The organism is Leptothrix discophora (genome assembly GCF_030705305.1).
GTDB lineage: Bacteria > Pseudomonadota > Gammaproteobacteria > Burkholderiales > Burkholderiaceae_C > Sphaerotilus > Sphaerotilus discophorus.
On the sequence record NZ_JAUZEE010000007.1, the window covers coordinates 97,071 to 117,647 of the forward strand.

Here is a 20,577-nt window from a genome sequence, read left to right on the forward strand (position 1 = left end):
CATCGGCCCGGTGGCGCGGCGCGATTCTGTCGCCGCTGCGTTCACCCCTTGTCACAAGCTGTCAATAGCCGCGCGCCCGGTCGACCCGGTGACGCACCGGCTGACCCGCCAGCGCGGCGCGCACATTGGCCACCGCGACGTCGGCGGCGCTGCGCAGGTCGGTCATGGCTGCCGCATGCGGCAGCAGGGTCACGCCCGGGTGCGACCAGAAGGCATGGCCAGCCGGCAGTGGCTCGGTCGCGAACACGTCCAGCACCGCATGCCCGAGTTGACCGCTGGCCAGCGCGGCCAGCAGGTCGGCCTCGACCAGGTGGGCGCCGCGTGCCAGGTTCACCACCGCCGCGCCGCGCGGCAGGGCGGCCAGGAAACGTGCATCGATCAGCCCGCGCGTGGCGGGCGTCAGCGGCAGCAGGTTGACGACGATCTCGCTGCGCGCGAGCAACGGCCCGAGCGCCTGTGGCCCGCTCGTGCAGGCCAGCCCGTCCGGATCGGCCAGACGCGGCGTGGCGCCCCAGCCGGTCACGTCGTAGCCCTGCGCACGCAGCCGCAGCGCGGCGGTGCGGCCCATCTGGCCCAGGCCCAGCACGGCCACGCGGACCTCGTCGGCACGGCGCTGCGGGTGCGGCGCCCAGAGGCCCTCGCGCTGCGCCTGCGCGTAGCGGTGAAAACCACGGTGCAGCATCAGCACGGCCCACAGCGCGGTCTCGGCCATCGCGGCGTTCATGGCCGGATCGACCATGCGGGCGATCGGCAGTCCGGCCGGCACGCTGTCGTCGGCCAGCAGCTTCTCCACCCCGGCCCAGAGCGACTGCACCAGCCGCAGCCGGGGCAGGCCGCGCAGCACCGCCGGTGCCGGGTTGGCGACGATGGCGACGTCGATGCGGCCGGCCTCCTCGGGCGTCGCCGGCGCGTCCAGCACCCAGCGTGCCTCGGGCAGCCGCTCGGCCAGCGCGCGGTGCCAGTCGTCGCGCTCGCCGCGGTCCCAGCGGCCGGTCAGGAGGAGGGTCGGTTCGGTCAGCGGCTCGGTCATCGCGCCAGCATACCGAGGCGGTCGGCCGAAGCGGTCCGGCGCGGCCGTTCACGGCGACAATCCGGCGGTGAATCCGACCCCCCTCTTCCTGCCTTGCGCCAACGGCGTCGAGGCCCTCCTGGCCGACGAAGTTCGCGCCATCCTGGCCCCCGTCGCGCCGCGCGCGCTCGAGACGATCAACGCCGGACGCGGCGGCGTCGGCCTGCTCGGCAGTGCCGCCACCGCGATGCGGCTGCACCTGCACAGCCGGCTGGCCCAGCGCGTGCTGTGGCAGATCGCCGCCGGCCCCTACCGCGACGAGCAGGACCTCTACGCGCTGGCCATGGGCGTGCGCTGGGGCGACTGGATCACGCCGAAGAACTCGATCCGCGTCGACACCACGGCGATCCGCTCGCCGCTGCAGAGCCTGCACTTCGCCTCGCTGCGCATCAAGGACGCCGTCTGCGACGCCCTGCGCGCCAGCCACGGCGCCCGGCCGGACGTCGACCCGCGCCATCCCGACCTGAGCCTGGTGCTGCACCTGCACGAGGACCACGCCGCGCTCAGCATCGACCTGAGCGGCGAGGCCCTGTTCAAGCGCGGCTGGCGCGAGGCCAAGGGCGAGGCGCCGCTGAAGGAGACCCTGGCCGCCGCGATGCTGGCCGCCGCCGGCTGGCAGGGCCGCGAGGAAGACGGCGACCTGCTCGACCCCTGCTGCGGCGCCGGCACCATCGCCATCGAGGCGGCCCAGATCGCCTGCGGCATCGCCCCCGGCCTGCAACGCAGCTACGCCTTCGAGAAGCTGGCGCCCTTCCGGGCCGAGTCGCTGGCCTGGCAGCAGATGAAGGCCGAGGCCCGCGAGGCCGCGCACGCGCCGGCCGTGGCCATCCACGCCGGCGACGTCTCCTTCCGTATGACCGACTTCGCCACCCGCAACGCCGAGCGGGCCGGCGTCGAGCGGGCGATCCAGTTCAAGACCGCCGACGCGCTGCAGCGCCCGGCGCCCGGACCGCGAGGCGTGCTGATCATGAACCCGCCCTATGGCGAGCGGATCGAGGCCAAGGGCAGCGGCTCCGGCGGTCGCCAGGAACGCGGCAGCGACCGCTGGCAGTCGACCGAAGCCTGGGAACGACCCGGCCAGCGCGACGACGCCGGTGCCCGTGAAGGCTTCGAGGGCGCCAGCAACGCCGCCACCTTCTTCTCGGCCCTGGCGGCGCACTGGAAGCGCCAGTACGGCGGCTGGACCGCCTGGGTCCTCAGCCCCGACGCCAAGCTCCCCAGCGCCATGCGCCTGAAGGAAAGCCGCCGCATCCCGATGTGGAACGGCCCGATCGAGTGCCGGCTGTTCCGCTTCGACCTGGTCTCCGGCTCGATGCGCGAGAGCAAGCCGGTGGCCGGGCTGGGTGAGGCGGAGGCGGGGCTCCAGGATTGAGGGCTTGCGTCACTCGCCGAAGGGCTCCGCCCAATCTCAAATTGAGGTAGGCTTCCTGGGTGGCGATGAAGCTCATCTCGAACAAGGCCCTGCGTGACTTTGCGCGGCTGCACGTCGATGCCGAGACGTCGCTGCAGGCCTGGCGAAGGCTGATCGAGCACGGGAGCTACGGCAACTTCGCCGAGCTCCGCGCCACGTTCGCCACCGTGGACAAGGTAGGCGATCGCTACGTGTTCAACATGGGTGGCAACAAGTACCGCCTGATTGCAGCCATCGCCTTCAAGCCCGGATGGGTATGGGTCAAGGCTGTGCTGACCCATGCCGAGTACGACCGAGGAGCCTGGAAATGAACGTTCAAGACATTTCGTCGCACTGGGTGGCACTTCACGAGGCGCTCGGCGTCGGCGCGCCGCTGGCCGACGAGTCGGCCTACCTGGCCTTGCTCGCGCAGGTGGACGACATGGTCGAGGCCACCGGCGGCCAGGAGGAGGATCCGCTGTGGGGCCTGATCGGCGTGGCGGGCGATCGCCTGCGCGAGTACGAGGCCCGACACCATCCCTGGCCCGACACGAGCACGCCGGCCGAGGTGCTGGCCAGCCTGATGCAGGAACACGGCCTGACCCAGGCCCAGCTTCCGGAAATCGGCTCCCAGGGCGTGGTCAGCGAGGTACTGTCCGGCAAGCGCATGCTGAACCTGCGCCAGGTCCGTGCGCTGGCGAAACGGTTCAGCGTGCCCATGGAAGTGTTCGCGAACTGAACCAACGCTCCTGCGGATCGGCTGGCGCGCCATGGGGCGGTGAAACCACGTCCCGTGTTCACCCACCGAGCAAGCGCCGCGCGATCGCGCCGACCTCGCGCAGCGCGGCCTGCTGGGTCTCGTCCCAGCGGCCGCCGAAGCCCAGGCGGATGCAGTGGCGGAAGCGGTCGGTGGCGCTGAACATGGTGCCGGGGGCGATGCAGATGCGCCGTTCCAGGCAGGCCTGCGACAGCACCATCGAGTCCAGCCCGCCCGGCAACTCGACCCACAGGATGAAGCCGCCCGCCGGGTCGGTCACGCGCGTGCCTTTCGGGAAGCTCTCGGCGATCAGGTGGCGTGCCGCGTCCATGCGGGCGGCGACGGTCGCGCGCATCTGCCGGAAGGCCGACTCCTGGCCCGGCTGCGTCAGCACGTCGGCCATGGCGTGTTCCAGCAGCTCGGTATGGGCGCCCGACTGGACCGCCTTCAGGCGCTGCACCTCGGTCGACCAGCGGCCGGCCTCCAGCCAGCCCAGCCGCAGCCCCGGCGCGACGGTCTTGGAGAACGAACCGCAGATCATCACGTGGCCGCTGCTGTCGAAGGCCTTGACCGCGCGGCGCTTGTCCTCCTGCTCGGCCAGGTCGTTGTAGATCACGTCCTCGACCAGCGGGATGCCCTGCTGCCCGCACATCTGCGCCAGCCGGCGGCGGTCGGCCAGCGTCATGCTCGAGCCCAGCGGGTTGCTCAGGGTCGGCACCGCCAGCACGGCCTTGACCGGCTGCGTGTCGAAGGCGAGCTGCAGCGCGTCCAGCGACAAGCCGGTGCGCGGATGGGTCGGGATCTCGAGCGCGCGCAGGTGCAGGCTTTCGAGGATTTCCAGGAAGCTGAAGTGGGTCGGCGACTCCAGCGCGACCACGTCGCCCGGCCGGGTCACCGCCCGCAGGCACAGGCTGATCGACTCCAGGCAGCTGTTGGTGACGACCAGCTGGTGCGGCTCCAGCTGGCAGCCCATGCGCAGGGCATGGCGGGCGATGGCACGGCGCAGGTCAAGGTGGCCTGGGCCGACCGGGTAGGTGCACAGCGACGCCCGGTGGCGCTGCGCCGCGCGGCTGACGGCGCGCCGGATGCGCTCCTGCTGGAACAGGTCGGCCGACGGGCAGACCGCGCCGAAGGAGATGTGGTCCGGCGACATCGCGAGCTTGAGCACCTGCTCGGCCAGCGAGCTGACGTCGACCGCCAGCGAGGACGCCGGTGGCGCCGACGGCTCCGGCTCCGGCAGGCGGGCCGGCCGCGCGGCGACGAAATAGCCCGAGCGCGGCCGCGCCTCGATCAGCCGCGCGTCCTCCAGCGCCCGGTAGGCCTGCACGGCGGTCGACGGCGAGACGCCCTGCTGGCGCGCCAGCTCGCGCACCGACGGGATGCGCGCGCCGCGCGCCAGCGTGCCGGAGCGGATCGAACGCGCCAGGCGCTCGGCGATCTGCAGGTACAGCGTGTCGGACGTGGAGCGGCTCAGGTCGTCGGTGGCGGTGGTCATCGCTCGATTCTGTGCGGGTCGATCTGCGCCAGACCCGTACAGATGGCACCCGATCCGACCGACACAGGCCGCCGTTCCAGCCACCTGTACCGACCCGGACGACCACGGCCTGTGGCGGGTCGGGTGCACAGACGGCGGCCACGATGGCCGCCATGGACACCCACCTCGCGTCGCCCTCGCCGGTCTCGACCCCGGCCCCCGCCCGTCCAGCCCTGTCGCTGGCCCCCGGCGCCCTGCACCGCCGCGAGATCGCCGCTGGCGCGACGCTGGCGGTGCTCGCCGGGCGGCTCTGGGTCACGCTGGACGGCGACCCGGACGACCACTTCATCGCCGTCGGCCAGCGCTGGACCGCGTCGCATGCCGGGCGCTGCGTCATCCAGGGCGACGGCGCCGGGGCGAGCGCGTGGCGCTGGCTGGCCTGAGCGGCATGCGGCGCGCGCCGTGCTGCGCCGACAATCGCGGGCTTCCACAGCCCCACCCCGCACGCCCGTGAAACTCGCCCAACTGCTCTTTTCCCAAGGCTTCGGCCCGCGCCGCACCTGCGAGGGCCTGATCTGCTCGGGCGAGGTCCGCATCGGCGGCGTCGTCATCGACGACCCCTTCCACGAGATCGACCCGGTCGGTCTCGCATTCACCGTCGAGGACCAGGACTGGACCTACCAGGAGAAGGCGCTGCTGGTCATGAACAAGCCGGCCGGCTACGAGTGCTCGCAGAAGCCCAAGCACCATCCCAGCGTCTACGGCCTGTTGCCGGCTCCGCTGCGGCGGCGCGACGTGCAGAGCATCGGCCGGCTGGACGAGGACACCACCGGCCTGCTGCTGTTCACCGACGACGGCGGCCTGATCCACCGCTGGACCTCGCCCAAGCACCACCTGCCCAAGGTCTACGAGATCGGCTGCAAGCACCCGCTGACCGAACGCGCCATCGCCGACCTGCTGCATGGCGTCGTGCTGCATGACGACCCGCTGCCGGTGGCAGCGGCCGCCGCCGAGGCGACCGGGCCGTTCGAGCATGCGCAGCACGGCACGCTGCACGGGCTGCGCCTGACGCTGACCGAAGGCAAGTACCACCAGGTCAAGCGCATGGTCGCGGCGGTGGAAAACCGGGTCGAGACCCTGCACCGCAGCACCTTCGGCGCCTTCGTGCTGCCGGCCGACCTCGCACCCGGTCAATGGCGCTGGATCGCCAGCCCGACCGAGGTGCAGCCGGCGCGCTGACCGGCGCCCGGCAGCGACGTGTCAGTTCGACACGATTGCTTGCCGGCCTTGCAGCTTGCCGACGTCGGCGAGCGCGGCTCTTTCCGTCGCCAGGGTGGTCGCCAGGTCCGGATCGCCGCCCAGGTCCAGGCCAACCAGGTCGACCTGCTGGCCACGGCTGCGGACCAGCTCAAGCACCATCTCGCGCACCTCCGGCGACAGCTCGGGCCAGAGCGCCTGGGCGTCGGCGACGAACTGTTCCAGGCGTGCATCCCGCGCCGGGGCCGGTGCCACCGCCGGGCGGGCCATGCGCTCGATGCGGCTGGCCGCAGCGGGCCGCGCCGCCGGGCTGGCCAGCACGGCGCTGGCCGCCAGCATGCCGAGGGTGCCGAGCACGCCCCAGGCCACCATCAACTTGTCGAGACGACCCTGGCGGTCGCCGTTCCGGTTCTTGCTGCTGCTCATCACGGTCACTCCATCCCGCACGACTGCCGGGCTGGAACGCAGTCTGCGGGCCAGCCTCGGCGGCTGGGTTGCAGGCTGTGACAGACGTGACGGCGATCAGAGCTTCTTGATCGACTGGTCGAGCTTCTTCATCTCCATGCGGGCCAGCGCCAGGTTGCCGTGGCGGCGGTCGATCGACAGGTAGATGAAGACCTCGCGGTTGATGCCCACCGGGCGGATCAGGTGGTACTGCTCGGTCAGGCTGATGAGGATGTCCTCGATCGCCTGGTCGCCGAGTCCGACCGCCTTCATCGCCTTGAGCTTGGCCTGGACAACCTGGGTGTTGGCGGCCGAGGCGGCCTCGATGTCGAAGCTGCCGTTGCTGGTCGCCTCGATCATCATGCCGCTGGTGGAGTCGACGATCGCGGCGGCGATGAAGCCTTCCAGGTCGCGCAGGGGCTGGATGGTGCGGGAATTGGTCATGTCGTTTCTGCCTGAAAAGTGGGGGATCGGAGGGTGGGTGGTTGCCCCGACCGATGCCGGCATCACGTCAGGGTTGAACCCATCGTAGGCAGCAAACGATTTCGGAAATTGACATTTGTCCAGTTTCGGACCCCGGAAACGTGCGATCCGACCCTCCGGCACCCCGCCTGAACACGGGGGCCGGATGGGGCGGGAGGGGGCCGGACGGCGTGCCAGGCCCGATTCGTCCGGTCAGCGCGCCAGCACCGGCTTTAGCGCCGCGCCGGTGTGCGTGCGGCTGCGCACCACCTGCTCGGGTGAGCCGGCCATCACGACCTGGCCGCCGCCGGTGCCGCCTTCGGGGCCCAGGTCGATGACCCAGTCGGCCTCGGCGATGACGTCGAGGTCGTGCTCGATCACCACCACGCTGTGGCCCGCGTCGACCAGGCGGTGCAGCACCCGGATCAGCTTCTCGACGTCGGCCATGTGCAGGCCCACGGTCGGTTCGTCCAGGACGTAGAGCGTGTGCGGCGCGCCGGGACCGCGACGCGGCGCGGCGCGCGGGGTCGGGCCGTCGGCCGGCCCGGGCGGCAGCGGCAGCTCGTCGCGGACCTTGCTGAGTTCGGTCACCAGCTTGATGCGCTGGGCCTCGCCGCCGGACAGCGTCGGCGAGGGCTGGCCCAGCGTCAGGTAGCCCAGGCCGACGTCCTGCAGCAGCTTGAGCGGGTGGGCGATGCTGGGCATGCTGGCGAAGAACTCGACCGCCTCGTCGACCTCCATCTGCAGCACGTCGCCGATGCTCTTGCCGCGCCAGGTGACGGCCAGCGTCTCCGGGTTGAAGCGCGCGCCGTGGCAGAGGTCGCAGGGCACCTTGACGTCGGGCAGGAAGGCCATCTCGATGGTCCGCATGCCCTGCCCCTCGCAGCCGGGGCAGCGGCCGTTGCCGGTGTTGAAGCTGAATCGGTTGGCGGCGTAGCCGCGCGCCTTGGCCTCCAGCGTCTCGGTGTAGAGCTTGCGGATCGTGTCCCAGAAGCCGATGTAGGTCGCCGGACAGCTGCGCGGGGTCTTGCCGATCGGGGTCTGGTCGACCTCCAGCACGCGCTCGACGTTGCTCCAGCCCTCGACGGCGTCGCAGCCGGTCCAGGCGACCTTGGGCAACGGCGCCTCGGCGGCCTTGCGCCCGGTGCCGCGGGCGCTGACCGCCGCCTGCACGTTGGCCAGCAGGACGTCGCGCGCCAGCGTGCTCTTGCCGGAGCCGGACACGCCGGTCACGGCCACCAGCCGGGCCAGCGGCACCTCGGCATCGACGCTGCGCAGGTTGTGCAGCTTCGCGCCGCGCAGCTTGAGCACCGGCGTGTCGGCATCGATCGGGCGACGCGGCTTGAGCGGGTGACGCAGCGGCGCGTTCAGGTAGCGCCCGGTGATGGAGTCCGGATTGGCCTTGAGCTGCTCGGCCGTGCCCTCGGCCATGATGCGGCCGCCGCGCTTGCCGGCGCCCGGGCCGATGTCGATGATGTGGTCGGCCCGCCGGATGGTGTCCTCGTCGTGCTCGACCACCACCAGCGTGTTGCCGGAGGCGCCGAGCTTGTGCAGCGCATCCAGCAGGACCTGGTTGTCGCGCGGGTGCAGGCCGATGGTCGGCTCGTCCAGCACGTAGCAGACGCCCTGCAGGTTGCTGCCGAGCTGGGCGGCCAGGCGGATGCGCTGGGCCTCGCCGCCGGACAGCGTCGGTGCGGCGCGGTCCAGCGTCAGGTAGCCCAGGCCGACCTCGTCGAGGAAGCTCAGGCGCGACCTGATCTCGCTGACCACGTCGCGGGCGATCGCGGCCTCGCGGCCGTCGAGCTTCTGGCGCGTGATCCAGCGCGCCGCGTCGTTGACCGACAGCGCCGCCAGCGCCGCGATCGACTCGCCGCGGAAGCGCACCGCGCGCGAGACCGGGTTCAGCCGCGCGCCGGCGCAGGTCGTGCAGGGCCGGCCTTCGGCGCCCTCCTCCAGCTCGATCTCGGGTTCGGCGAAGGTGCGCTCGCGGCCCTTGTTGTCGTCGTCCTGCAGGCTGTCGTCGAGCGCCTTGCGCTGCTCGCGCGTCAGCGCCAGGCCGGTGCCGACGCAGTCGGGGCACCAGCCGTGCTTGCTGTTGTACGAGAACATGCGCGGGTCCAGCTCGGGGTAGCTGGTGCCGCACTGCGGGCAGGCGCGCTTGATCGAGAAGACCTTGGCCCGGCCGATGCGCCCGGAGGTGCCGGCCGCCATCGCGGTCTTCAGGCCCTTGAGCGGCGTCAGCAGGTGCAGCACGCCCTTGCCGTGTTCGAGCGCCTCGGCCAGCTTGGCGCGCAGCAGGGCCTCGTTCTCCGGCTCGACCACCAGGTCGGCGACCGGCAGCTCGATGGTGTGTTCCTTGTAGCGGTCCAGCTTGGTGCCCTTGGTGCCCCAACCGTCGGTCGGCAGGAACTCGCCATCGACCCGCAGGTGGGTGTAGCCCTTGCCCTTGGCCCACTTGGCCAGGTCGGTGTAGACGCCCTTGCGGTTGACCACCAGCGGCGCGAGCAGGCCGATGTGCTGGCCGCGGTACTCGCGCAGCATCTGCGCGGCGATCGATTCGGGCGTCTGCGGCTGCACGGCGACCCAGGCCTCGGGCGCCTCGCCGGTCTTGTCGGCCGGGTCGGGCAGGACGTGGAAGTCGCTGCAGGCCGGGCAGTACTGCACGCCCAGCTTGACGTAGAGCAGGCGCAGGAAGTGCCAGACCTCGGTGGTCGTGGCGACCGTGCTCTTGCGCCCGCCGCGCGACAGGCGCTGCTCGATCGCGACGGTCGGCGGGATGCCGTAGACCGCGTCGACGTCGGGCCGGCCGGCCGGCTGCACGATGCTGCGGGCGTAGGCGTTGAGGCTTTCGAGGTAGCGGCGTTGGCCCTCGTTGAACAGGATGTCGAAGGCCAGCGTGCTCTTGCCCGAGCCCGACACGCCGGTGACGACGCTGAACTTGCCGCGCGGGATGTCGACGCTGATGCCCTTGAGGTTGTGCTCGCGGGCGTTGACGATCTGGATCGCCTGGTCGCGCCGCGCCTTCAGCAGGGTCTGCAGCGGACGGCCCTCGGCATCCTGGGCGTCCTCGGTCGAGGCGTAGGTGGCCGCCTTCTCGGCGACGCGCACGCCGCCGTGGCCCAGCATCTCCTCGTACTCGCGCAGCGCCTGGCCGGTGTGGCTGGTGGCGTGGCCGCGCAGGTCGGCCGGCGTGCCCTCGGCGACCAGCAGACCGCCGGCGTCGCCGCCTTCGGGGCCGAGGTCGATCAGCCAGTCGCTGGCGCGGATGACGTCAAGGTTGTGCTCGATCACCAGCAGGCTGTGGCCGGCTTCGAGCAGCTTGCGGAAGGCCCGCATCAGCTTGGCGATGTCGTCGAAGTGCAGGCCGGTGGTCGGCTCGTCGAACAGGAACAGCGTGCCCTTGCGGGCCAGCTTCTGGCGGCTCGCGGTGCTGTTGCGCGCGGCCTCGGCCAGGAAGCCGGCGAGCTTCAGGCGCTGGGCCTCGCCGCCCGAAAGCGTCGGCACCGGCTGGCCGAGCTTGACGTAGTCCAGGCCGACGTCGGCCAGCGGCTGCAGCGCGCGCACCACCTCGCGGTCGTCGGCGAACAGGCGCACGGCGTCGGCGACGGTCAGCTCCAGCACGTCGGAGATGCTCATCTCGCGGCTGCCGCGCGCGAGCTTGACCTCGCGGATCTCCGGCCGGTAACGGGTGCCGTCGCAGTCCGGGCAGCGCAGGTAGACGTCGCTCAGGAACTGCATCTCGACGTGCTCGAAGCCCGAGCCGCCGCAGGTCGCGCAGCGGCCGTCGCCGGCGTTGAAGCTGAACAGGCCGGCGGTGTAGTTGCGCTGCTGCGCGGCCGGCAGCGCGGCGAACAGCTCGCGCACCGCGTCGAAGGCGCCGACGAAGCTGGCCGGGTTGGAGCGCGCGGTCTTGCCGATCGGGCTCTGGTCGACGAAGACCGCGTCCGACAGCCAGTCCGCGCCCAGCAGGCGGTCGTGCTCGCCGGGCGTCTCGGTGGCCTGGCCGAAGTGGCGTGCCAGCGCCGGGTAGAGCACGTCCTGGATCAGCGTGGACTTGCCCGAGCCGCTGACGCCGGTCACGCAGACCAGCCGCTGCAGCGGGAACTCGACCGTCAGGTCGCGCAGGTTGTGCTCGCGCGCGCCTTCGAGGATCAGGCACGGCGTGCTGTCGAGCACCGGCCGCGTCAGGCCCAGGCCGATGCTGCGGCGCGCGCCGAGGTAGGCGCCGGTCAGCGTCTCGGCCGACTTGAGCTGCTCGGGCGTGCCGTCGAAGACGATGCGCCCGCCCTGCGTGCCGGGGCCGGGGCCGAGGTCGATGACGCGGTCGGCCGCCAGCATCACCGCCGGGTCGTGCTCGACCACCACCAGCGTGTTGCCGGCATCGCGCAGCCTCAGCATCGCCTGGTTGATGCGGTGCATGTCGCGCGGGTGCAGGCCGATGCTGGGCTCGTCCAGCACGAACAGCGTGTTGACCAGCGAGGTGCCCAGCGCCGTCGTCAGGTTGATGCGCTGGACCTCGCCGCCGGACAGCGTGCGGCTCTGGCGGTCCAGCGTCAGGTAGCCCAGGCCGACGTCGCACAGGTAGCGCAGGCGGGTGCGGACCTCGTCGAGCACCAGCTGCATCGCGGCGTCGGCCGCGCCCTCGCCCGGCAGGTGCTGGGGCTCGGCGGCGACCGCGTCGGCAAAGCGGCGCAGGCGCTCGATCGGCAGGATCATCAGGTCGTGCAGGCCGAGGCCGGGCAAGCCCTCCAGCTGCTCGCGGCGCCAGGTCACGCCCTTGGGCATGAAGCGCTTTGACGGTGGCAGCACCGCGTCGGCCTGGGCCTTCGTGCCGATGCGCCAGAGCAGCGATTCGGTCTTCAGCCGCGCGCCGCCGCAGTCACCGCAGGGCGTGTAGCTGCGGTACTTGGACAGCAGCACGCGGATGTGCATCTTGTAGGCCTTGCTCTCGAGGTACTCGAAGAAGCGCCGGATGCCGTACCACTGCTGGTTCCACTTGCCGTTCCAGTTCGGCGAGCCCTCGATGACCCAGTCGCGCTGGGCCGCCGTCAGCTGGTTCCACGGCGTGTCGCGCGGCACGCCGGCATCGCCGGCGTACTTGATCAGGTCGTCCTGGCATTCCTTCCAGGCCGGCGTCTGCAGCGGCTTGACCGCGCCGCCGCGCAGCGTCTTGCGCACGTCGGGGACGACCAGGCCGAAGTCCACGCCGATCACCCGGCCGAAGCCGCGACAGGTCTCGCAGGCGCCGTAGGCCGAGTTGAACGAGAACATCGACGGCTGCGGCGCGCTGTAGCGGCGGTCGCTCTCCGGGCAGTGCAGGCCCGCGCTGTAGCGCCAGATCTCGAGCTCGGCCGGCGGGCTGTGGACAACTTCCGGGCCGCCCTCCCCGCCTGCCTCATGTCGCAGCACGTAGACGTTGAACCGGCCACCGCCGCGCTTGAGCGCGGCTTCGATCGCTTCGACGACACGGACCTTCTCGGCGTTGCCCATGCGCAGCCGGTCGGCCACCACGTCGAGCCGCTTGCGCGGTCCCGTCGGCGTGGCGACCTCGCGTTCGGCCTGGATGCGGGTGTAGCCGCTGGCCGAGAGCCACTGGGTGATCTCCTCGGTGGTGGTGCCGGCCGGCAGCTCGACCGGGAAGGTCAGCACCAGGCGCGGATCGCCGGCCGCCGCCGCGCGCGCCTGCAGGTCGCTCCAGATGCTCTGCGGATCGTCCTCGCGCACCGGCCGCGCGGTCTCGGCGTCGTGCAGGTGGGCGGCGCGGCCGAACAGCAGCTTCAGGTGGTCGTTCAGCTCGGTCATCGTGCCGACCGTGCTGCGGCTGGTGCGCACCGGGTTGGTCTGGTCGATCGCGATGGCCGGCGGCACGCCTTCGACCGAATCGACCGCCGGGCGGTCCATGCGGTCGAGGAACTGGCGGGCGTAGGCCGAGAAGGTCTCGACGTAGCGCCGCTGGCCCTCGGCATAGAGCGTGTCGAACACCAGGCTGGACTTGCCCGAGCCGCTCGGGCCGGTCACCACCGTCAGCTCGCCGGTGCGGATGTCGAGGTCCAGGTTCTTGAGGTTGTGCTGTCGCGCACCCCGGATGCGGATCAGGCCGGCGCGGGAGCCGGAAGCGGGAGAGCCATTCGAACCAGGCATGAGGAGCTGCTTGCACGAGGGGGAATCGACCATTCTAGGAAGCCGACGCCCGGCCTGCTGACGCCGTTCCGGACGCATCCAGCCCTGTGGGCAAGCCTGGGGACAAGCCCTGGATGACGCCTGCACAAGGCCGCTGGGTCGGTGAACAAGCCGGTGCACAAGCCTGTGGATGGAGATGCCCGGACGCGGCGCGGCGGTCCCAGCCGGTGCGAACAGCTTTGAGGACAGCCTGTGGACAAGCTTGTGGATGTCCGGTGCAGGGATTCGACCGCCGCCGTCCCCGCCTGTGGGCAAGACTGGGGACAAGTCCTTCCCAAGTTGTGGACGACCTGTGCCCGCGCGGTGGACGACCGGTGGACAGTGGCTGGGCCTGCCGTGAAGACGGGGTCGCAGCAGTGGAAAACCGGTGGATGCCCTGTGTGCGGGGCGGGATGAGGGGTGGACAAGCGCGAAACCGACGCGTCTGTCCACAGGTGGCCTGTGGATGAGCTGTGGGCTTTCCAGGCGGGACAGGAACGGGGTGCGGAGAACCGCGCACCAGAACGGGCGCGGCACAAGAAAAGGGGCGACTGGCCGTCGCCCCAAGTCGACCGGGTCCGCGAGGGACGCCCTCCGGCACGGGCGCCGGAGGGAGGTCGACACACGATCAGGGTCCGTGGACGACCCTGCGACGGCTCATTCGGGAGGACGAACGACGTCGATCTTCAGGCTGGCATACCAGGCGGCCAGGTCGGCGATGTCCGCGTCGCTGAGCGGCTTGGCCATCACGTTCATGACCTCGTGGCGGCGCGCGCCACTGCGGAAGGCCTTGAGCTGGGCGCTCAGGTAGATCTCCGGCTGACCGGCCAGGTGCGGTGCATCCGGCGTCTGGCCCATGCCCAGCGCACCATGGCAGGTCGCGCACAGGCCGGCTTTCTGCCGACCGGCGGCGGGATCGGCGGCGAGCGCCGATCCGCTCGCCACCGACAGCCCGGCCCACAACAGGGCCGCCGCGACCGGGCCCCAGGTTTCACGCGACATCGTCATGCGGCGGTCCCCTCGTGCCATCAGTTGCCGTAGGTGATGCGGTAGATCGCACCCGCGTAGTCGTCGGACACCAGCAGCGAGCCGTCCTTCCAGACCGCCACGTCGACCGGCCGGCCGCGGTAGCTGCCGGTCTCGGCGTCGAGGAAGCCTTCGGCGAAGGTCTCCAGCGCGCCGGCGGTGCCGTCGGCCTTGAGGGGCACGAACTGCACCAGGCCGCCGGACGGCTTGGTGCGGTTCCACGAGCCGTGGGCCGCGATGAACACGCCACCCTGGTACTTCGCCGGGAACTGCTTGGCGTTGTAGAAGCTCATGCCCAGCTGCGCCTGGTGGGCGGGCAGCTCGACCTGCGGCTTGGTCCACTGGGCCGGCGGCTGCAGGCCCTTGAGGTCCGGGGCCGCGCCGGTGCCGGCGATCTGGGTGTTGTTGCCGTGGATGTAGGGATAGCCGAAGTGCTCGCCACCGGTCTTGGTGATGCGGTTCAGCTCGCCCGGCGGGATGTCGTCACCCATGCCGTCGGTCTGGTTGTCGGTGAACCAGACGGTCTTGTCCTTCGGGTTGATGTCCATGCCGACCGAGTTGCGCACGCCCCGCGCGACCACTTCGCGGCCTGAACCGTCGAAGGGGTTCAGCTTGATCATGCCGCCGATGCCCAGCTTCTCGAACTCGGCGATCTTTTCCTTGGGCTGCACGTTGAAGGGCTGGCCGAGCGTGATGTGCAGCTTGCCGTCGTCGCTGACGCGGCAGGTGCGCGCGCCGTGGTTGAAGCTCTCGTGTTCCGTCGGGACCAGCTGGCCCTGCGGCACCACCTCGATCACCGCGACGTCCGGGCCTTCATAGAAGAACTCGGCGGCCGGGAAGTTCAGCACGCGGTTGTGCTCGACGACGATCAGGAAGCCGTCCTTGGTCCAGCACACCCCGTTGGGCACCTTGAAGTTCAGGCCGGGCGCGAAGGACTTGACCTCGTCGGCGACACCGTCGCTGTTGCGGTCGGTGACCGCCCAGACCGTCGTCTTGCGCGTGCCGACGAAGAGCATGTTGGTGCTGGGGCCGACGGCCATGTGGCGGGCATCGGGCACGACCGCGAACAGCTCGATCTTGAAGCCCGGCGGCAGCTTCACCTTCTCGAGGTTCTTGCGGATCGCCGCCGCGTTTCGGCCTTCCTGGGCCACGGTCGGCAGGTTCAGGTCGGTCGTCGCGACCTTGAACTGCTTCATCTTCTCGATGGTCTGGGCTTGCGCGCCAACCACCGCCAACATGGCGGCGAGGGCAACACCACCCACGGCAAACAGCGAACGATGCTTCATGTCTGAGTCTCCACGGTTTGTTCGTCGTCGTCACGGAGACTGCCGCGCCCGACGCTTGCGCAGCAGCCATCCAGCCCCCTGACGCCCCCAGGCGTCAGGTGCCGAGATCTCGGGTCTTCGGGGCTGGCCCGCAAACGGGGCGGCCCATGCGGGGTCGGGGGCTAGCTGCTGGCAGCGAGCGACACCGCCTGCGGCCGTGCCAACGTCACGGGCGGTGTCACCGACGGCGTCACCACGCGGAGCGGCCGCTCGATCTGCTGGCCGTCGAGCTGGCGACGCATGAAGCGCATGCAGGTCACGCGCAGGAAGGACGCGAAGTTGGGCACGTCGCCCCGGTGCGCCACGATCTCGTCATGCAGCTGCGCGATCAGGTTGTTGGTGGTCCGGTCTTCGGATGCCGCCATTTCCGCCAGGATGTCCCACACCATGTTCTCGAGCCGGATGCTGGTCAGCACGCCATGGATGCGGATCGTGCGGGTGCGCTGCTCATAGAGGATCGGGTCTGCCTTGACGAAAAACTCGCACATGCGGGACTCCTGTCTCGAGCGGGTTCTGGAACAGCCTGGGGTACGTTGCGGCGGAGTTTCACCGCAGCCCCGACCCCCTTGGTGATAGGTGGCTATTTACACGGGAAGATCCCAAGTGGAGGGGTCACGCAGGCGACAGGACGTCGCGACAAGGCTGCGCGCCGGCGGCGCTCAGGGCCGCGTCTCGCGCTCCAGGCGGTCCAGCCAGGTCATCGCGTGGACGCGGTCCGGGCCGCACATCTCCGGTCCGGGCTGCAGGCCGGCGCAGACCGCCGGGCGGTCCGGGTGGCCGAAGATCCGGCAGCGCAGCGCCTCGTCGAGCTGCACGCAGGGCACACCGGCCGGCTTGCCGCCGGGCATGCCGGGGATCGGGCTGCTGATCGACGGCGCCGTGCAGCAGGCGCCGCAGTGCGGCCGGCAGGCAAACGGGAGCGGGGCGTCGGCGGGCATCGCCGGATCATATTCAGCGTCGCGCGCCCGCCCCGGAGGCCGACCACGGCGTGCCACACTGACGGCCCTCCGCGCCAGCCGTCCCGCCGCCATGAAGCATCCGCAATACAACCCCGCCCTGCCCAACGAACCGCTCGGCGATGCCGAGATCGACCAGCTCGACAGCCTGCTCGGCAAGATCGACGGCGATGCCGTGCTGGATGTCGAATCGCTCGACGGCTACCTGACCGGCCTGCTGGTCAGCCCGCAGCTGCCGGCCTCGGATGTCTGGATCTCGCGCATCTGGGGTGGCGACGAAGACAGCGAGCCGCCCTTCCCCAGCGGCAAGCAGACCAAGAAGGTGGTCCAGCTGGCGCTGCGCATGATGGCCGGCATCGACCGACAGCTGCGCGGCGACATGTCGCGCTTCGAGCCCTGGTTCGGCGTGGCCGAGTCCGGCGCCGACGAGTGGGTCGACGCCCAGGTCTGGTGTGCCGGCTTCCTGCTCGCGCTGGACCTCTGCGCCGACCAGTGGCAGCACGACTGGGACCTGCCCGAGGTTGCGCTGGCACTGCGCCCGATCACGCTGCTGGGCGGCGACGAACTGCCGCCCGAGGACGCCGCGCTGGTCGCGACGCCGGCCCAGCGCGACGAGTGGAGCCGCCAGGTGCCCGAGGCCATCGAGGCGCTGGTGCGCCACTGGCATCCGACCCGGCTGGATCCGGCCGTCGAGGCCGATCCGGCCGACGACGCCGCGGACGCCTGACCGGCGTCCCACCCCACGCCCCCCCAACGTCCGACCGATCGGCCATGGACACGACCGTCGTCGAGCATGCGCTGCGCCTCATCGCCGGCTACGGCGACGCGGTCCGCGATCAGGTCCGCACGCTGGCGCTGTCGGGCGGGCTGGCCGAGCGGCTGTCGCGCCGCTACCCCGAGCGCCATGCGGTGCGCACCGACGCCGCGCTCTACGACTACACCCAGGCGCTCAAGTCGCGCTACCTGAAGAGTGCGCCACCGCTGGCCAAGGTGGTCTATGCGGCCCGGCTGGACGTGATCCAGAACGCGCTCGGCACCCACACCACCATCGCCCGGGTGCAGGGCGCGCAGCTCAAGGCCAAGCGCGAGATCCGCATCGCCGCCCTCTTCCGCGACGCGCCGCCCGAGTTCCTGAAGATGATCGTCGTGCACGAGCTGGCGCACCTGCGCGAACGCGAGCACGACCGCGCCTTCTACGCCCTGTGCTGCCACATGGAGCCGGACTACCACCAGCTGGAGTTCGACCTGCGCCTGCACCTGGTCGCGCTGGCACTGGACAAGGCGGCGCCGCGCACCGACTGAGTCGGTGACGCCAGCCGGCGCGCTGTTTCACGTGGAACAGCACGCGTCGCCCGCCGGCCAGCAAGGCCGCGCGGGTGACTTGTCCACAGGCCCTCCCTAAAATCGCGGGTTCCCCCGAGGTGGCCGACGTGGCGCCCGGCTTGTGCGACAAGCCGGCCCGCCTGTCTGCGGCTGCCCAGCCTTCCCGCAAGGCCCATCCAGAAGGTGCCGAGATGCTCTATCCCCAGGAATTCGACGTGATCGTGGTCGGCGGCGGCCACGCCGGCACCGAGGCGGCGCTCGCCGCCGCACGCATGGGCGCCCGCACGCTGCTGCTGACCCACAACATCGAGACGCTGGGGCAGATGAGCTGCAACCCGTCGATCGGTGGCATCGGCAAGGGCCACCTCGTCAAGGAAGTCGATGCGCTCGGCGGCGCGATGGCCGCAGCGACCGACGAGTCCGGCATCCAGTTCCGCATCCTCAATTCCAGCAAGGGCCCCGCCGTGCGTGCGACCCGCGCCCAGGCCGACCGCATCCTCTACAAGGCCGCGATCCGCCGCCGGCTGGAGAACCAGCCCAACTTGTGGCTGTTCCAGCAGGCCGTGGACGACCTGATGGTGGCGTCCACCGGGTCGGGCGACCGGGTCGTCGGCGCCGTCACCCAGGTCGGCATCCGCTTCCGCAGCCGCACCGTCGTGCTGACGGCCGGCACCTTCCTGGACGGCAAGATCCACGTCGGCCTGAACAACTACCCGGCCGGCCGGGCCGGCGACCCGCCCGCCGTCAGCCTGTCGGGTCGGCTCAAGGCGCTGAAGCTGCCCCAGGGACGCTTGAAGACCGGCACGCCGCCGCGCATCGACGGGCGCTCGATCGACTTCAGCCGCCTGACCGAACAGCCCGGCGACCTGGACCCGGTGCCCGTCTTCAGCTTCCTCGGCAACGCCGACCAGCACCCGCGCCAGGTGCCCTGCTGGATCACCCACACCAGCGAGCAGACCCACGCCATCCTGCGCACCGGCTTCGACCGCAGCCCGATGTTCACCGGCGTGATCGAGGGCGTCGGCCCGCGCTACTGCCCCAGCATCGAGGACAAGATCAACCGCTTCGCCGACAAGGACAGCCACCAGATCTTCCTGGAGCCCGAAGGCCTGACGACGAACGAGTTCTACCCGAACGGCATCTCGACCTCGTTGCCCTTCGACATCCAGCTGGCCGCCGTGCGCACCCTGCCCGGCCTCGAGAACGCGCACATCCTGCGCCCCGGCTACGCGATCGAATACGACTACTTCGACCCGCGCGAGCTGGGGGCGACCTTCGAATCCAAGGCCATCGGCGGACTGTTCTTCGCCGGCCAGATCAACGGCACGACCGGCTACGAGGAAGCGGCCGCCCAGGGCCTGCATGCCGGCGCCAACGCGGCGCTGCAGGCCCGCGGCGAAGGCCCGCTGACGCTGCGCCGCGACCAGGCCTACCTCGGCGTGCTGGTCGATGACCTGATCACCAAGGGCGTGACCGAGCCTTACCGCATGTTCACCAGCCGGGCCGAGTTCCGCCTGCAACTGCGCGAGGACAACGCCGACCTGCGCCTGACCGAGCTGGGCCGACAGATCGGCCTGGTCGACGACGCCCGCTGGGGCGCCTTCAACCGCAAGCGCGACGCGCTGGCGCGCGAGACCGAGCGGCTGAAGTCGACCTGGGTCCACCCCGGCATCCTGGAAGCGGCCCAGGCCGAGCGGCTGCTGGGCAAGGCACTGGAGCGGGAATACAACCTCGCCGACCTGCTGCGCCGACCTGGCGTCGGCTACGACGCGGTCGCCGAAGTGGCCGCCCTCGCCCGCCCGCACACCGCGCCGGACGAGCGTGTTTCACGTGAAACGCTGTCCGCCAGGCTCGGCGCGCAGCTGGCCGATGCGGTGATCGAGCAGCTGGAAATCGCCACCAAGTACGCCGGCTACATCGACAAGCAGAACGACGAGGTCCAGCGCGCCGCCCACTACGAGCACCTGCGGCTGCCGGCCGAGCTGGACTACGCACAGGTCACCGCCCTGTCCTTCGAGGTCCGCCAGAAGCTGGCCACGCACCGGCCGGAGACGCTGGGCCAGGCCTCGCGCGTTTCCGGCATCACGCCGGCCGCGATCTCGCTGCTGCTGGTCCACCTGAAGAAGGGCAAGTACAAGGGCTTCGACAAGGTCGCGCCCACCGCCCTGTCCACCGACGCCCCCGAAGCCACGGCGGCAGAAACGGCGAGCGATGTCGGCTGACCGCGACCGCCTCCAGGCCGGCGCCGAGGTGCTGGGCACGCCCATCACCGAGACCCAGGCCGACACCCTGCTCGCCTACCTGGCCCTGCTGCAGCGCTGGAACCAGGTCTACAACCTGACCGCCATCCGCGACCCGCAGCAGATGCTGGTCCAGCACCTGCTCGACAGCCTGTCCGTGCTCGCTCCGCTGGACCGCCATCGCGCGGGCCTGGGCGAGCGCCCGATCCGGCTTCTGGACGTGGGCTCCGGTGGCGGCCTGCCGGGCGCGGTCATCGCCGTGCTGCAGCCGGACGTCGCCGTGACCTGCGTGGACACCGTGGGCAAGAAGGCGACCTTCATCCGCCAGGTCGGCGCGGAACTGCGCCTGCCCAACCTGCAGGCCCGCCACGCCCGCGTCGAGGAACTGCGCGAGCCGCCTTATGACGTCATCACCGCACGGGCCTTCGCGTCGCTCGCCGACCTGGTCCGGCTGACGCGCAGCCTGCTCGCCCCCGGCGCCTGCTGGATGGCGATGAAGGGCCAGCACCCGCAGGCCGAGATCGACACGCTGCCTGTCGACGTGTCGGTGTTTCACGTGGAACAGCTCCAGGTGCCGCATCTGGACGCCGAGCGCTGCCTGATCTGGATGCGTCCGGCGACTGTTTGACGCAACAGTCCTCCGGCTCACCGGCCCGCCGTCGCGCTTGGGCAGGCTCTCGACGGATGCCGTGACC

At 71.0% G+C, this 20,577-nt stretch carries 18 protein-coding genes; 9 read left to right on the forward strand and 9 right to left on the reverse strand.

All coding sequences use genetic code 11. The features are described from left to right. Positions 1 to 61: 61 nt before the first annotated feature. Positions 62 to 1,030: a 2-hydroxyacid dehydrogenase gene (locus Q8X39_RS13960; RefSeq protein ID WP_305750287.1), complete on the reverse strand. Its 969-nt coding sequence runs from the start codon at positions 1,028 to 1,030 to the stop codon at positions 62 to 64. A gap of 67 nt (positions 1,031 to 1,097) precedes the next feature. Here Q8X39_RS13960 and Q8X39_RS13965 point away from each other — a divergent pair, with 67 nt between their 5' ends. The 3 genes from Q8X39_RS13965 to Q8X39_RS13975 all read left to right on the forward strand — a co-directional run bounded on the left by Q8X39_RS13965 (position 1,098) and on the right by Q8X39_RS13975 (position 3,198). Beyond that, positions 1,098 to 2,441 carry a THUMP domain-containing class I SAM-dependent RNA methyltransferase gene (locus Q8X39_RS13965; protein WP_305750288.1) on the forward strand — a complete coding sequence of 448 codons (1,344 nt, stop codon included), beginning with the start codon at positions 1,098 to 1,100 and terminating at the stop codon, positions 2,439 to 2,441. A gap of 65 nt (positions 2,442 to 2,506) precedes the next feature. Beyond that, complete coding sequence (locus Q8X39_RS13970; RefSeq protein WP_305750289.1) at positions 2,507 to 2,791, forward strand: type II toxin-antitoxin system HigB family toxin; 285 nt, start codon at positions 2,507 to 2,509, stop codon at positions 2,789 to 2,791. Then, positions 2,788 to 3,198, forward strand: coding sequence for a helix-turn-helix domain-containing protein (locus Q8X39_RS13975; protein ID WP_305750290.1), 411 nt, complete (start codon positions 2,788 to 2,790; stop codon positions 3,196 to 3,198). Before Q8X39_RS13970 ends, Q8X39_RS13975 begins: the two co-directional genes overlap by 4 nt. Positions 3,199 to 3,256: 58 nt before the next feature. Here the strand turns inward: Q8X39_RS13975 and Q8X39_RS13980 are convergent, their stop codons facing one another. Further along, positions 3,257 to 4,711, reverse strand: a complete 1,455-nt coding sequence (locus Q8X39_RS13980; protein WP_305750291.1) for an aminotransferase-like domain-containing protein — start codon at positions 4,709 to 4,711, stop codon at positions 3,257 to 3,259. Positions 4,712 to 4,863: 152 nt separating this feature from the next. Between Q8X39_RS13980 and Q8X39_RS13985 the strand changes: the two genes are divergently transcribed. Together Q8X39_RS13985 and Q8X39_RS13990 are read left to right on the forward strand one after the other, a co-directional pair. Next, a complete protein-coding gene (locus Q8X39_RS13985; protein ID WP_305750292.1) occupies positions 4,864 to 5,133 on the forward strand; it encodes a DUF2917 domain-containing protein in 270 nt (89 codons plus the stop codon). A 67-nt stretch (positions 5,134 to 5,200) separates the two neighbouring features. Beyond that, positions 5,201 to 5,929, forward strand: coding sequence for a pseudouridine synthase (locus Q8X39_RS13990; RefSeq protein ID WP_305750293.1), 729 nt, complete (start codon positions 5,201 to 5,203; stop codon positions 5,927 to 5,929). Positions 5,930 to 5,950: 21 nt separating this feature from the next. On the opposite strand, the gene Q8X39_RS13995 is transcribed toward Q8X39_RS13990, so the two are convergent. The 7 genes from Q8X39_RS13995 to Q8X39_RS14025 form a co-directional block, all read right to left on the reverse strand. Continuing rightward, positions 5,951 to 6,373, reverse strand: coding sequence for a hypothetical protein (locus Q8X39_RS13995; RefSeq protein WP_305750294.1), 423 nt, complete (start codon positions 6,371 to 6,373; stop codon positions 5,951 to 5,953). Between the two features lie 96 nt (positions 6,374 to 6,469). Further along, on the reverse strand, positions 6,470 to 6,835 hold the full coding sequence (locus Q8X39_RS14000; RefSeq protein WP_305750295.1) for a hypothetical protein: 366 nt from the start codon (positions 6,833 to 6,835) through the stop codon (positions 6,470 to 6,472). A 231-nt stretch (positions 6,836 to 7,066) separates the two neighbouring features. Beyond that, on the reverse strand, positions 7,067 to 12,994 hold the full coding sequence (gene uvrA / locus Q8X39_RS14005; RefSeq protein WP_305750296.1) for an excinuclease ABC subunit UvrA: 5,928 nt from the start codon (positions 12,992 to 12,994) through the stop codon (positions 7,067 to 7,069). Between the two features lie 675 nt (positions 12,995 to 13,669). Continuing rightward, positions 13,670 to 14,020 (reverse strand): c-type cytochrome, encoded by a 351-nt coding sequence (locus Q8X39_RS14010; protein ID WP_305750297.1) that lies wholly within the window; start codon positions 14,018 to 14,020, stop codon positions 13,670 to 13,672. Between the two features lie 20 nt (positions 14,021 to 14,040). Next, complete coding sequence (locus Q8X39_RS14015) at positions 14,041 to 15,324, reverse strand: PQQ-dependent sugar dehydrogenase (RefSeq protein WP_305750298.1); 1,284 nt, start codon at positions 15,322 to 15,324, stop codon at positions 14,041 to 14,043. Between the two features lie 161 nt (positions 15,325 to 15,485). Next, positions 15,486 to 15,851: a ribbon-helix-helix domain-containing protein gene (locus Q8X39_RS14020; RefSeq protein ID WP_305750299.1), complete on the reverse strand. Its 366-nt coding sequence runs from the start codon at positions 15,849 to 15,851 to the stop codon at positions 15,486 to 15,488. A gap of 171 nt (positions 15,852 to 16,022) precedes the next feature. Further along, positions 16,023 to 16,301, reverse strand: coding sequence for a YkgJ family cysteine cluster protein (locus Q8X39_RS14025; RefSeq protein ID WP_305750300.1), 279 nt, complete (start codon positions 16,299 to 16,301; stop codon positions 16,023 to 16,025). A 91-nt stretch (positions 16,302 to 16,392) separates the two neighbouring features. Between Q8X39_RS14025 and Q8X39_RS14030 the strand changes: the two genes are divergently transcribed. From Q8X39_RS14030 to rsmG, 4 genes are all read left to right on the forward strand, one after another. Then, a complete protein-coding gene (locus Q8X39_RS14030; protein ID WP_305750301.1) occupies positions 16,393 to 17,046 on the forward strand; it encodes a YecA/YgfB family protein in 654 nt (217 codons plus the stop codon). Positions 17,047 to 17,090: 44 nt separating this feature from the next. Then, complete coding sequence (locus Q8X39_RS14035; RefSeq protein ID WP_305750302.1) at positions 17,091 to 17,621, forward strand: M48 metallopeptidase family protein; 531 nt, start codon at positions 17,091 to 17,093, stop codon at positions 17,619 to 17,621. A gap of 212 nt (positions 17,622 to 17,833) precedes the next feature. Next, entirely contained in the window at positions 17,834 to 19,864 is a 2,031-nt protein-coding gene (mnmG, locus tag Q8X39_RS14040; RefSeq protein ID WP_305750303.1) for a tRNA uridine-5-carboxymethylaminomethyl(34) synthesis enzyme MnmG, read from the forward strand. Then, complete coding sequence (gene rsmG, locus Q8X39_RS14045) at positions 19,854 to 20,510, forward strand: 16S rRNA (guanine(527)-N(7))-methyltransferase RsmG (protein ID WP_305750304.1); 657 nt, start codon at positions 19,854 to 19,856, stop codon at positions 20,508 to 20,510. The genes mnmG and rsmG overlap by 11 nt, the downstream gene beginning before the upstream one ends. Positions 20,511 to 20,577: the final 67 nt, after the last annotated feature.

Excerpts from the sequence above, each read along its gene's own strand:
- Q8X39_RS13960 (WP_305750287.1), bottom strand. The coding sequence starts at position 1,030 with ATGACCGAGCCGCTGACCGAACCGACCCTCCTCCTGACCGGCCGCTGG.
- Q8X39_RS13970 (WP_305750289.1), top strand. The coding sequence starts at position 2,507 with ATGAAGCTCATCTCGAACAAGGCCCTGCGTGACTTTGCGCGGCTGCAC.
- Q8X39_RS13975 (WP_305750290.1), top strand. The coding sequence starts at position 2,788 with ATGAACGTTCAAGACATTTCGTCGCACTGGGTGGCACTTCACGAGGCG.
- Q8X39_RS13980 (WP_305750291.1), bottom strand. The coding sequence starts at position 4,711 with ATGACCACCGCCACCGACGACCTGAGCCGCTCCACGTCCGACACGCTG.
- Q8X39_RS13985 (WP_305750292.1), top strand. The coding sequence starts at position 4,864 with ATGGACACCCACCTCGCGTCGCCCTCGCCGGTCTCGACCCCGGCCCCC.
- Q8X39_RS13995 (WP_305750294.1), bottom strand. The coding sequence starts at position 6,373 with ATGAGCAGCAGCAAGAACCGGAACGGCGACCGCCAGGGTCGTCTCGAC.
- Q8X39_RS14000 (WP_305750295.1), bottom strand. The coding sequence starts at position 6,835 with ATGACCAATTCCCGCACCATCCAGCCCCTGCGCGACCTGGAAGGCTTC.
- uvrA (WP_305750296.1), bottom strand. The coding sequence starts at position 12,994 with ATGCCTGGTTCGAATGGCTCTCCCGCTTCCGGCTCCCGCGCCGGCCTG.
- Q8X39_RS14010 (WP_305750297.1), bottom strand. The coding sequence starts at position 14,020 with ATGACGATGTCGCGTGAAACCTGGGGCCCGGTCGCGGCGGCCCTGTTG.
- Q8X39_RS14015 (WP_305750298.1), bottom strand. The coding sequence starts at position 15,324 with ATGAAGCATCGTTCGCTGTTTGCCGTGGGTGGTGTTGCCCTCGCCGCC.
- Q8X39_RS14020 (WP_305750299.1), bottom strand. The coding sequence starts at position 15,851 with ATGTGCGAGTTTTTCGTCAAGGCAGACCCGATCCTCTATGAGCAGCGC.
- Q8X39_RS14025 (WP_305750300.1), bottom strand. The coding sequence starts at position 16,301 with ATGCCCGCCGACGCCCCGCTCCCGTTTGCCTGCCGGCCGCACTGCGGC.
- Q8X39_RS14030 (WP_305750301.1), top strand. The coding sequence starts at position 16,393 with ATGAAGCATCCGCAATACAACCCCGCCCTGCCCAACGAACCGCTCGGC.
- Q8X39_RS14035 (WP_305750302.1), top strand. The coding sequence starts at position 17,091 with ATGGACACGACCGTCGTCGAGCATGCGCTGCGCCTCATCGCCGGCTAC.
- mnmG (WP_305750303.1), top strand. The coding sequence starts at position 17,834 with ATGCTCTATCCCCAGGAATTCGACGTGATCGTGGTCGGCGGCGGCCAC.
- rsmG (WP_305750304.1), top strand. The coding sequence starts at position 19,854 with ATGTCGGCTGACCGCGACCGCCTCCAGGCCGGCGCCGAGGTGCTGGGC.